We start from the raw sequence: 11040 nt of genomic DNA on the forward strand, positions 1-11040 counted from the left end.
CACTTCTGTGACACGCTGTGGATATATCCCTATACGCTTGGCCATGACATCCCTGTCATGGACAGTCACAGTCGCGCTTGTACTGGATATAATTTCTCTTCGAATTTGCAGCATGGTGTGGCATTAAGGTTCGATAAGTGTTTTACCTATTTAGATTCAACTAAGGCCAGACGCTACAAAGATTTTCCCGTCGCGAAATTTCGCTGTTTGAAATGTTCGCCGGGCGTTATGGTGGTTGCAAGGAGGATGAGGACGAGCAGTCCTCCTTGCCCGGTGCAGGATGGAATCCTGCGATCTATTGCCAAACGTAGTTTGGCGGATGTTACCGCTCAACGTTGGATGGGCGTCCAACTATCTCCGCGAGTATGCAAATAGCAATCTGGGTATACCCATCCCCTAATTTCATACTAAACCGGCCAATTTAAATGCAACTTTTGATGCATAGGGTTTTAAACGGGTGATTGGTACCATTTGCACCACACAAGGACTGGTTTCATCGGATAAACATCAATAGAGAAGGATTTTCTATGTCGGCCAATCAAGCATTTTGCTTTAGCAACAAACCATACAGTGAATACCCTGTAGATATGAATGATGCTGCAGCGGTAAAGCAGTTTCGAAAAGATAATCCACATATCATTGGACCGCGAATTCCCAAAGGTATGCCGATGGTGGTGCGCAGTGGTAACAGTAATGATATATCAGCGCTTAGACCAGATTTGACCTGTGCTCTTAATCAAGCCAATAGCTTACCTGCGCAATCACGACGCAATATTACCGATATGGTAGAAACCTTTGGTGGTGATGTCATTGTGGCCATGTCAGAATTTTATGCGGTTGAAGTCCAGCCGATACTAGAAAAGTACTCAATTGGCGCTGCGGGCGCGGCGGCCACTGCAGTCGATGAGCGTGTCTCTCAATTTGGTAAATCGATTATTAAATATCAAGATGCGTTACTGAAGGTGAGGGAGGGGGCCAAAGCCAAGCTACCGAAACATCAAATGGTGATGTTAGAACAGATAGCAAAGCGTTCTTACCAAGAGTTTAATGGCCGTTTCCAAACTGAGTTTGGTAAGTTTTTAGGTAGGGTTAAATCAGGCAAACGTGGTAACGTTTGGACTAATCCAAATCGCGGCATTGCTATTGCGAGAACTGCTCGTAATCCAGCTAAGTTGAACCTGACTTCGACAAATTCGTTTAACTACATTCGCCGATTTGAAGCGGGTGCAAAAATGTTCGGCGGGAGCATGATAGTCCTCGATGCCGGCATGCGTGCAAGAAGTGTGCGAGAAGACTTTTATGCAGGCAGAGATTGGCATCGTAGTGCTGTAGTTGAAACAACAGGGTTTGGTTTTGGGACTGCAGCAGGTTTATTAGCTGGCTCAAGTGTTATTAAAGCTGGTATTGCAGTTGGCCTAGTAGCGACCCCAATAGGTTGGGCATTTATTGTCGGCTCCTCCATTGTTGTAGGCTATATTGCAGCATCTAATATAGATGCTTTTGGAAAGTCTGCGGCAGGAACTGTGTACGATGCAAGTTCAAATTACTCATGGTTTTAACTCAATGGATACTTTAAATTTTGAAACTTTGATATCACTTTTTCCTGCATTACTGCTGATAAGTTGGAGTGTAAGTTTTCTAGCATTCACGATATTTTCTGGTCGTTATTTAGAAAAAATGATGGCTAAGGAGCAGCAATCGATTCCTTCATGGGATAGCGGTGTAGGTATGCGGTATGGCATGTACGCGATGGTATTAGTGTGTAACAAGGCGGCAGCGCGATCACCAATAGATGACGCAGCAGTGCTCAAGTATGCCCGTCCAATTGATCGCTTTTTAGCTATTTGGATGATGAGTTCATTTGTCATTTTAATGCTCATAGCATTGTTCTATTAAGCGTGCTTAGTAAATGCTTCATTTAGGTTTTTGATTGTAGTTAACGGGACTTAGCATATTGATATGACTAGGGCATTTCGAGTTAAGAATAGGGCGAGATAGTGGATATGTCGCTAATTGAAATTGTTTTTCTCATTAGTTCAGTATTCATATTTCTTGCTTGGGGAGTTGGTGTATTGGTTTTCGCGCAAGTTACTGTGAAACATCTTGAGCGAGAAATGAGTAAAGAAGGTATTGAGCCGCCTCAGTGGGATAGGGGAGTCGGGACACGTCTAGCCATGTATTCGGCGATTATATTACGGCCTAATTACCCGGACACTAATCCTTTTGTTAATGTGGCAGCCATAAAACGACATACTCGAAAAATTGATTGGTTTTTGTCTATGTGGCTGCGGGTGTCTTTTGGGCTGCTTTGTTTAGGTTGCCTTATTCATGCAATTTATTTTGACTAAAAATAAGTTGGCAATTTATGGAAATGACCAATCTAGACATCACTTTTCTATCAATTTTTGTACTTCTGATATTTTCATGGTGCATTAGTACTGTTGTATTTCATCGGCTATCCATTAAACGCATTGAGCGAGAAATGGCCATTGAGGGCATTGAATTACCTGGTTGGGATTCAGGCATTGGCATGCGATTCTCTATGTATGCAATTGTCCTTATTCGCAATAAAGCTGACAATCAAGCTTTTGTTAATGATAAGGCTATTTTGAAGTTTAGTCGGCCTATTGATCGTGTCTTTGCTGGTTGGATGCTGCTGTCCTTGGTATTGCTACTAGTTATTGGTGCAATTCATTTCATACTGTATGGCCAGCATTTATGAGTCGAGTAAGTTAGGATTGCTAGAATCGACAAAGGTTTTCCCGTCGCGAGATATCGCCTTTCCGGCGGGGTATGTGTTTAAAGTTAGGCTATTGCCATATCCGAAAGTGTGGTGATGCCTGCGGCAGGCGAATGCAGAAGCACTTTTGTGACACGCTGTGGATATTTCCCTATACGCTTGGCCATGACATCCCTGTCATGGACAGTCACAACTGCGCTTGTACTGGATATAATTTCTCTTCGAATTTACCGTTTATTGTTCCATGAAGGTGTAATAGATGGATAAGCTATTTAGATTCAACTAAGGCCAGACGCTACAAAGATTTTCCCGTCGCGAGATATCGCCTTTCCGGCGGGGTATGTGTTTATAGTTAGGCTATTGCCATACACTGAAAGTGTGGTGATGCCCGCGGCAGGCGAATGCACAAGCACTTTTGTGACACGCTGTGGATATATCCCTATACGCTTGGCCATGACATCCCTGTCATGGACAGTCACAACTGCGCTTGTACTGGATATAATTTCTCTTCGAATTTACCGTTTATTGTTCCATGAAGGTGTAATAGATGGATAAGCTATTTAGATTCAACTAAGGCCAGACGCTACAAGGATTTTCCCGTCGCGAAATTTCGCTTTTTGAAATGTTCGCCGGGCGTTATGGTGGTTGCAAGGAGGATGAGGACGAGCAGTCCTCCTTGCCCGGTGCAGGATGGAATCCTGCGATCTATTGCCAAACGTAGTTTGGCGGATGTTACCGCTCAACGTTGAATGAGCGTCCAACTATTACCCGCTGGGAGGCGAAACCCTTCGCTAAATCATCAGGGGGGATGATTACTCACATCCCCTGCTGGGAAGCGAACTAAGCCTTAGTTTGAAGGTTTATACCCCTCGCCAATTACGCAGCTGGTTGGCTTCTTTTGATAACACCACCACTTCAGAGCGGGTCATCATATCTTGTAGGGCTAGTTTGTCACCGTTAATTAAAATCCATAGGTTGCCGATGCCCAGTAGTGACCAGACAAGGCGGGCGGTGGCGGTGACTGCACTGAGGCTTTGGCCGTTGGGGTGCTGAATCTTAAGTCGCCATGCGCGCATGCCAAGTGTTTGGCCGCCGCGGCTCCAAAAGGCCACATAAAAAGCGCCCACACATAAGGTGATCCACAATTGGTAAATACCTTTGTAAAGTGGCGTGCCGTTGAGCAAGTCTGAGACATGTTCGTAATCTTGCATGGCAATCATGCCGCTTGAGGTCAGGGCGGTAAACACGCCAAAGCCAATGGCGCCAGCAATCATGTAAACCGCTACGGCTAATAACAGATCGTAAACAATGGCGCCGATGCGACGAAAAAAGCCAGCGCGGGGAAAGTTAGCATGTTCAAAATTGGACATGGGAGATCCTATCGGTTGTGAAACAGGGCTGCTGTTTAGGCTTATTCTTGTTCTTCTTCACGAATGAAATGGATATTGTTAAAGCCAAAGCGTTCAAACTCTTTAATGCGAAAATCTTTTACCGCTTTGGAGCCTTTAGAGGTCATGGCGACTTGGGCTTCCATGGCAAGAAAGCGCGTAAGGTCAATCCCTTCGGCATCGGCCACGGCTTCGTACATGTCGTGGTACCTATCGTAGACAAAGTTAATCTCTTTATACTGCTTTTTAAAGGTGTAGCCGACTTTACGTGCCATGTGATTCTCTATGCTGTGCAGCCCGTGAGGGCAGAATTTTCGCGCCGATTTTAGCGTAATTTGTGCTGTGTGCCTACTATAACTGACGCACCATATAGCAGGCGTCAGTGGTGTAGCTGCTTAAATCTTTGTCGATAGGGCAGATTTCACAACCCATGGTCGACCAGTAGCTGCTGGCGCCCGCGATAGCCACCAAGCTGATACTGCCAAGCTGCAGTTGTTGGCACTGTTGCAGTAGCTGGTGAAAAAATGCCTGACCTAACCCTTGTCCACGCGCTAAAGGCGCAAGCGCCATATCGTGCAAATACAAAGTGTCGGGTTGCGAGCAAGGACTGAGCTGCTGCGCCAATGCCGGTGGTGTGCCAAACAACCACGGATGCGCTAAACAGTAGCCGATGATTTTGCCATGATGCTCGGCGACAAAGCTGGTTTGAGGGCCAAGTTCGGCTTTGTTTTGCATCACGGTTAACGATTCAGGTTCAATACTGGGATAACTCGCTGCTTGAATATCCATAATCGCTGGCCAGTCTGCATTTTCAATGAAACGAATAATCATAGATAACGCTGCTGTAAGTGCTGCTTAAAATGATCGGGGTTGAGCGACTCCCCGGTGGCGTGTTTGACCAGCTCATCAGTGGTCAATAATGCGCCTTTAGACCAAATGTTCTGTTGTAGCCAAGCGCAGATATCATTGAGCTTACCCGCACTGACTAGGCTGTCGATATCACCTAGTTGCGCCTCAATACTGTGCTTGAACTGCGCGGCATACATGGCGCCTAAGCTGTAGCTTGGGAAGTAACCCAGTTCACCCACTGGCCAGTGAATATCTTGCATACAGCCCATTTTATCATTGCCTTTGGTGCTTAACCCCAGCAATTGCTGCATGTGTTGATCCCAAAAATCAGGTAGGTCATCGACCGTAAGTTCGCCGTTAACCATGGCTTGCTCCGCTTCAAAGCGCAGCATGATATGGCATGGGTAGGTGACTTCATCGGCATCAACGCGGATAAAGCCAGGCTCCACTCGCGAATAAATTTGCTGCAGTTGCGCTAGTGAAAGCTCACTGCCTAAGTGTTGTTTCAGCAGCGGCGCTAACAGACTTAGAAAGCCACTGCCACGGGCCATTTGCATCTCGAAGAACAGGCTTTGGCTTTCGTGAATCGCCATTGACCGATACTGCCCTGCGGGCTGGCCGCGCCATTCAATGGGCAGGCCTTGTTCATAACGTGCATGACCAGTCTCATGAATGATCCCCATCAAACCGCTGGTAAAATCGCTTTCGTCAAAGCGGGTAGTGAGGCGAATATCGCTACTGCTGCCGCCACAAAATGGGTGACTGCTGATATCGAGTCGACCATGATTAAAGTCAAAACCGAGCAAGCTCATGACTGCACGACCAAGCTTTGCTTGGTTGTCGGCGCTGTATGGCGGGATGACAATGCTAGCTTGGCTTTGTTGTTTGGCTCGTATTTGGCTAATCAGTTGTGGTAACCAGCTTTTAACTTGGTTGAAAATATCACTGATGCGTTGGCTGTCCATTCCCGGCTCAAACTTTTGCAGCAAGGCATCATACGGGGGTAGCTGTTGCTGCTCGCCCCGAATTTGCGCTTCCTCACGCACTAAGCTGATCACCTTTTTGAGGTTAGGTGCAAAACCTTGCCAGTCGTTATTGGCGCGTTGCTCACGCCAAGCATGTTCACAGGCGTAGGCCTGTTTAGTTTTGGCTTCTACTAAGTCGCTGGGCACAACGGTTGCTTGGCCGTAGTGATACTGCATCTCCCTTAAGTTGGCTTGCTCAGTTGATGTTAAGGTTTCATCTTGGGCGTACTCTAGCCATTCACCGACTTGCGGATCGCTTTTAAGCTGGTGGATGTGTTTAGCCAGCTCTGCCATTGCACCTGCCCGAGCTTCACTGCCGCCAGGCGGCATCATGGTGGCCTGATCCCAATCGCCGAGCGCATTGAGATGTTCAAATTGGGCTATTTGATTAAATCGAGCGCTAAGTCGCTGATAGGCTGTGTTGTCTTGGCTCATACTGGCTCCTTGTTTTTACCACAAACAGGCGGTGACTAGTTGACTAACAAGCCTAACGCTGGCTGCTGATTATTAGGCTGCAACACGTAGGTTTTATGGTGTTTGACTAGACTGGTTTTCTTATTACCTTGGCTGAGCAGTAAACCGTGCTTAGCCGCGGCCGCGGCAAGTTGCTGTTCATCGGCGCGCACAAAAATATTAATGGCCTTAACCACTTCACCTTGGTCGATATGTTGCTCAAATTGACTGACATCAATCACTAAGCTGGCGCTACCATCGCTGTCGAGTTTCAGCTTGGTATCAACATCGCAATCAACAATCACCACCCAGTCTTGTTCGCCAAGTTCAGCTAGCATTGCTTGCAGCTTGTCACCTAACTGTTTGCTGTCTGCTAAGGCTAGATATTGTTTGTCGATACGCTGCATTAAAGCGGGCAGTTGTGCGCCTGCGCCCATGCTGCGGCCGTTGCGGATCCAGGTATTTATGTCGTCGGCAACCAATTTAGAGAAGCGACGCTCTTTTAATGCTTGTACCAAAAAGCTACATAAAAAGTGGCTTTCTGCGGCGGGTGTCTGAATCGCTTTGGTACTTTGTTTGCGCTCGGCTAGGGCGCTAAGACCGGCTTGGGCAAGTTCAACAATGGCTTGGTTATAGGTTTGGGCGGACATGGGATCTCCACAAAAAAAGGCGCCTAAATTTATCGCCAAGATTATAGCTTAATGCTGCGCGGTTGCGGTAAACAAAGTTGTGATGCTAGCCCTGATAAGGCCAAAAAAAAGGCCGCAATTGCGGCCAACATGGAGTTAACGAAATAGGAGTGATGCGGCGATAATAGCCGCACGGTTTGCTTAGTCGGCAATCAAGCTCGCGGCGGTGATGATCAACTTAGGATCGGCGCGGACACGGAAGTTAGGGTTGACGTATTGAAAGTGAACTAAGCCATCTTCATCAACAATGTAAATGGCTGGCACAGGCAGCACTAAACGCTCATCTCCAGCTGGGGTGGTCCATAGTTTATTGCCGAGCTGCATTTTTTTACGGTAGCGTTCGGTGGTCTTTTCGCTGGTGTAGTAAGCTAAACCAAAGGCACGCATTACATGTAACTCGCTGTCAGACACTAAGGTGTAATCGAGTTTTTGGTCGGTAAGTGAGTCTTGCAGCATTTTAGGTGAGTCAGGGGATATGCCAATCAGCTGAAAGCCCATTTTTAGCAGATCTTGCTCAATGGCTTTTAGTTGTCCCATTTGGGCATTACAAAATGGACACCAACCACCACGGTAGAAAAATATCACGCTTGGCTTTCCATCAATGAGTTTGGCGATATCAGTTTGGCTACCGTCTAAGGTACTGACTTGTGCTGATGGTACGGTTTGCCCGTTCATTAATGGGGCGACACTCAGGTCATCTTCTGCGATAGGTTTAGCTGCGCTGGGTAAGGCAAAAAAGATTAACAGTAGGCTAAGACGGGCAATAAACGGCATTTTCTCTCCGGTAAAATTTGGCTGATTGTTTGCGTTACCAAACAAGACCCTGCTAGTGCAGAAAATATTTCACCGTGATTGAAAATAATACCAATCAGTATAAACATTTAGTCACTCAGCGAGAGTTTAGCGGTTCTGAGGCAAGGCAACGAGTGAAGAGCATAGTTGTTCTACGGTTAAGCTCGTTAACACAGCATCAGGACTGCTAGAACTCGCCATTCTGGCGCGTTTTTGGCTACCTACTTCTGCGTTGAATAACCTCACAAGGGAGCAACCATTGTCTCAGTACTCACTTTGAATTAGCCGGCCTTGAATTAGTTTGCCAAAAGCGCGCTGAGTTGATCAAATTCTTATACTGATTGGTATAAATCATATTGATCAAAAAAGGCACCTTTTGGTGCCTTAATCGTGTAACAAGAAATCTTATGACCGTACGTCGATTATTTTGTCTTCTTTGTTTTGGCGTTGGCAGAGTTTTTCAATTTTACTCGGCGCGAACCCATGTTCTTCTCAGCGACCACTTGCGCGCCGACATTATCACTGCGCTGTTGACGTTTAGCAAAGCTACGACGCTTCTGCAGCTGTTTGATAAGTAGCTCACGGCTACCCACTTCATAACCTGGAATGGTGATTCGGCGGATTTTATTGCCAATCAATTTTTCAATATCGGCTAAGGTGCGCTCTTCTTCACGGCTGACTAATGAGATAGCAACGCCACTGCGACCAGCACGACCAGTACGGCCAATACGGTGCACGTAATCTTCGGCCAGAAACGGTAAGTCGTAGTTCACTACGTATTCAAGTTCTGGAATATCCAGACCACGAGCCGCCACTTCTGTTGCCACTAACGCGCGCACTTTGCCTTCTTTAAATTCACGTAACGCACGGCGACGATTCCCTTGGGCTTTTTCGCTGTGAACCACGGCTGATGGAATACCATCGAGATTGAGTTCTTTTACTAAAGTATCTGCTGCTTCACGGGTAGCGGTAAATACCAATACCTGTTGCCAGTTCTTTTTACCAATGAGTTCTGACAGCAGTTCGCGTTTGCGGCGTTGCTCTACCGGATATACAACTTGGCTGACGGTAACCGCGGTAGTGTTTTGCTTGTCGACACTAATCAGCTTAGGTTTAACCAACATCTCATTGGCTAGTTGTTTAACTGCACTAGAGAAGGTGGCAGAAAACAGTAGATTTTGACGATTGTTGTTTACCGCTTGAAGGATCTTTTGAATATCGCTAATAAAGCCCATGTCGAGCATGCGATCGGCTTCATCTAACACCATAAAGTCAACGTGTGACAAGCTGAGGTTACAGGCTTGCAAATGCTCTAGCAGGCGTCCGGGGGTGGCCACAATAATATCAGCGCCGCGCTTTAGCTTATTGGCTTGGGTATCCATTTTTACCCCGCCATAAATCGTCAGCACTGAAATAGGCAGGTAACGGCTGTACTCTTTTATGTTGTCAGCCACTTGCGCCGCAAGCTCGCGGGTTGGGGCTAAAATAAGAGCCCGGGTGTTAGAACGCTGGGTATCGCTTGGGTTATCGAGCATTTTTTGCAAAATAGGCAAAGCAAATGCTGCCGTTTTACCGGTACCAGTTTGCGCGCTCGCGAGTACATCTTGGCCACGGCGAATCGCGGGAATGGCTTGCTGTTGGATCGGGGTCATTTTCTGATATCCACAATCAGCGACAGCGCGCAAAATCTCAGGGGCAAAACTAAAAGATTCAAATTTCATGGGGATATCCTATTAATTACCGAACTTGAGCATAGGCCAAATCGAGCACTGAACTAATATTAAGCGATTTAGCGGCCGCGGAGTATAGCAAATCTTTTAGGTTTGCACCTGATCTTTATTATTTATCTGTTGGATAGTGCCTGCTTAGCTGGGGGGGGGGTTATTGCTTTCCTGGCGGGGGATGGGTTATCGCCTTCCCGGTGGGGTATGTGCTTAAAGTTAGGCTATCCCTATATCCGAAAGTGTAGCGATGCCTGCGGCAGGCGAATGTACAAGCACTTCTGTGACACGCTGTGGATATATCCCTATACGCTTGGCCATGACATCCCTGTCATGGACAGTCACTGCCGCGCTTGTACTGGGTTTTATCTCTCTTCGAATTTACCGTTACCTGTGGCATTAAGGTTCGATAAATATTTAACCTATTTAAATCCTTGTAGCGTCTATTTTTATTGGTAATGAAGTCAGTAAAATAGGCAGCAAGCCTTGATGACAACGAACATATGAGAAGACTTTATGATTGTGGCCAATTTTTATTGACCACTACAACCCAAGGCTTTGTTAACAGACAATAAAATAGTTGGTTAAAATAAGCGACGAAGGAGCAAAAAACAACTGTTTTTTGTCCTTTTAAACGACTTGTTAGGTAGTCAGTCTTTATACCAGTACTCTGGCAAATTTTTGAAGTTAATAAGCCTGTCGAAAGTTTGTTTTACTGTCCACCGATTTAATAATCCAGTAACCAAAGCTGTAGCTAAGTATGAAATAAAAAATGTAAAAAAAAGCACAACTAAAACTAGGTAGTCATATTTGTTAAGTTCACCTCTTGGTTCACCTGACGCGTACTCATCGACTCCATACACTTGCAAAAAAGAGTACAAACTTTCCCAGAGTAAATAGAAAACACCAAACGAGACAATAAACAGAATACTCAAATATAGGTTGTACTTAGCCTTTAATCTCAACTGTCTTTTACTATCCACCTTGACTACCTAACGCCTCGTTAAGAGGCAAAAAATAGTTGGCTAAAATTAGCGACGAAGGAGCAAAAGCCAACTGTTTTTTGTGATCTTCACCCGATAAAATAGACACCGTCCATTTTCAAAATAATGTCTGCTCAAATTCAGCAGGTGTTTTGTATCCTAAGCTCGAATGTAGGCGCTGTCTATTATAGAAATAGTTTAAATAACCTTTGAGCTTAGAATGTAATTTAGTGCTCGTTTCAAACGTGTTCCCTCTGATGATATCCGCTTTCAATGAATGAAAAAATGACTCAACCTCGGCATTGTCTGTACAGCAACCAGGCCTATTCATGCTGGCTTTAATGTTGTGACACGCTAAATACTGTTGAACCACATGGGCCCTATACTCTGCCCCTCTATC

General features: G+C 45.8%; 13 protein-coding genes. 4 read left to right on the forward strand and 9 right to left on the reverse strand.

Annotated features, from left to right (window positions below):
- Positions 1 to 527 precede the first annotated feature (527 nt).
- The 4 genes from L865_RS0110745 to L865_RS0110760 all read left to right on the forward strand — a co-directional run bounded on the left by L865_RS0110745 (position 528) and on the right by L865_RS0110760 (position 2722).
- Positions 528 to 1559, forward strand: a complete 1032-nt coding sequence (locus tag L865_RS0110745; protein ID WP_028773242.1) for a hypothetical protein — start codon at positions 528 to 530, stop codon at positions 1557 to 1559.
- Positions 1531 to 1896 carry a CRISPR-associated DxTHG motif protein gene (locus L865_RS0110750; RefSeq protein ID WP_028773243.1) on the forward strand — a complete coding sequence of 122 codons (366 nt, stop codon included), beginning with the start codon at positions 1531 to 1533 and terminating at the stop codon, positions 1894 to 1896. The genes L865_RS0110745 and L865_RS0110750 overlap by 29 nt, the downstream gene beginning before the upstream one ends.
- A 101-nt stretch (positions 1897 to 1997) precedes the next feature.
- Positions 1998 to 2348, forward strand: a complete 351-nt coding sequence (locus L865_RS0110755) for a hypothetical protein (protein ID WP_028773244.1) — start codon at positions 1998 to 2000, stop codon at positions 2346 to 2348.
- 17 nt (positions 2349 to 2365) lie between these two features.
- Complete coding sequence (locus L865_RS0110760; protein ID WP_157577533.1) at positions 2366 to 2722, forward strand: hypothetical protein; 357 nt, start codon at positions 2366 to 2368, stop codon at positions 2720 to 2722.
- 878 nt (positions 2723 to 3600) lie between these two features.
- Here L865_RS0110760 and L865_RS0110765 read toward each other — a convergent pair.
- The 9 genes from L865_RS0110765 to L865_RS25040 all read right to left on the reverse strand — a co-directional run.
- The gene (locus L865_RS0110765; protein WP_028773246.1) at positions 3601 to 4110 is read right to left on the reverse strand and encodes an RDD family protein; all 510 of its coding nucleotides are present in this window, start codon (positions 4108 to 4110) and stop codon (positions 3601 to 3603) included.
- A 41-nt stretch (positions 4111 to 4151) separates the two neighbouring features.
- Positions 4152 to 4403, reverse strand: a complete 252-nt coding sequence (locus tag L865_RS0110770) for a DUF2960 domain-containing protein (protein WP_028773247.1) — start codon at positions 4401 to 4403, stop codon at positions 4152 to 4154.
- Between the two features lie 76 nt (positions 4404 to 4479).
- A complete protein-coding gene (locus tag L865_RS0110775; RefSeq protein ID WP_028773248.1) occupies positions 4480 to 4959 on the reverse strand; it encodes a GNAT family N-acetyltransferase in 480 nt (159 codons plus the stop codon).
- On the reverse strand, positions 4956 to 6437 hold the full coding sequence (locus L865_RS0110780; RefSeq protein WP_028773249.1) for a carboxypeptidase M32: 1482 nt from the start codon (positions 6435 to 6437) through the stop codon (positions 4956 to 4958). Before L865_RS0110780 ends, L865_RS0110775 begins: the two co-directional genes overlap by 4 nt.
- Positions 6438 to 6472: 35 nt before the next feature.
- Positions 6473 to 7105, reverse strand: coding sequence for a DUF2913 family protein (locus tag L865_RS0110785; protein WP_028773250.1), 633 nt, complete (start codon positions 7103 to 7105; stop codon positions 6473 to 6475).
- A 180-nt stretch (positions 7106 to 7285) separates the two neighbouring features.
- The gene (locus L865_RS0110795) at positions 7286 to 7918 is read right to left on the reverse strand and encodes a peroxiredoxin-like family protein (protein WP_028773251.1); all 633 of its coding nucleotides are present in this window, start codon (positions 7916 to 7918) and stop codon (positions 7286 to 7288) included.
- A gap of 126 nt (positions 7919 to 8044) precedes the next feature.
- Entirely contained in the window at positions 8045 to 8182 is a 138-nt protein-coding gene (locus L865_RS25510) for a hypothetical protein (protein WP_157577535.1), read from the reverse strand.
- 176 nt (positions 8183 to 8358) lie between these two features.
- Positions 8359 to 9657 carry a DEAD/DEAH box helicase gene (locus L865_RS0110800; RefSeq protein WP_028773252.1) on the reverse strand — a complete coding sequence of 433 codons (1299 nt, stop codon included), beginning with the start codon at positions 9655 to 9657 and terminating at the stop codon, positions 8359 to 8361.
- A 1101-nt stretch (positions 9658 to 10758) separates the two neighbouring features.
- Positions 10759 to 11040: IS3 family transposase (locus L865_RS25040; RefSeq protein WP_028773254.1), on the reverse strand; the 282-nt coding region annotated here is incomplete at its 5' end.

This window comes from Shewanella waksmanii ATCC BAA-643 (genome assembly GCF_000518805.1).
In the GTDB taxonomy this organism is placed as follows: domain Bacteria; phylum Pseudomonadota; class Gammaproteobacteria; order Enterobacterales; family Shewanellaceae; genus Shewanella; species Shewanella waksmanii.

Excerpts from the sequence above, each read along its gene's own strand:
- L865_RS0110770 (WP_028773247.1), bottom strand. The coding sequence starts at position 4,403 with ATGGCACGTAAAGTCGGCTACACCTTTAAAAAGCAGTATAAAGAGATT.
- L865_RS0110800 (WP_028773252.1), bottom strand. The coding sequence starts at position 9,657 with ATGAAATTTGAATCTTTTAGTTTTGCCCCTGAGATTTTGCGCGCTGTC.
- L865_RS0110785 (WP_028773250.1), bottom strand. The coding sequence starts at position 7,105 with ATGTCCGCCCAAACCTATAACCAAGCCATTGTTGAACTTGCCCAAGCC.
- L865_RS0110765 (WP_028773246.1), bottom strand. The coding sequence starts at position 4,110 with ATGTCCAATTTTGAACATGCTAACTTTCCCCGCGCTGGCTTTTTTCGT.
- L865_RS0110780 (WP_028773249.1), bottom strand. The coding sequence starts at position 6,437 with ATGAGCCAAGACAACACAGCCTATCAGCGACTTAGCGCTCGATTTAAT.
- L865_RS0110760 (WP_157577533.1), top strand. The coding sequence starts at position 2,366 with ATGGAAATGACCAATCTAGACATCACTTTTCTATCAATTTTTGTACTT.
- L865_RS0110750 (WP_028773243.1), top strand. The coding sequence starts at position 1,531 with ATGCAAGTTCAAATTACTCATGGTTTTAACTCAATGGATACTTTAAAT.
- L865_RS0110745 (WP_028773242.1), top strand. The coding sequence starts at position 528 with ATGTCGGCCAATCAAGCATTTTGCTTTAGCAACAAACCATACAGTGAA.
- L865_RS0110775 (WP_028773248.1), bottom strand. The coding sequence starts at position 4,959 with ATGATTATTCGTTTCATTGAAAATGCAGACTGGCCAGCGATTATGGAT.
- L865_RS0110795 (WP_028773251.1), bottom strand. The coding sequence starts at position 7,918 with ATGCCGTTTATTGCCCGTCTTAGCCTACTGTTAATCTTTTTTGCCTTA.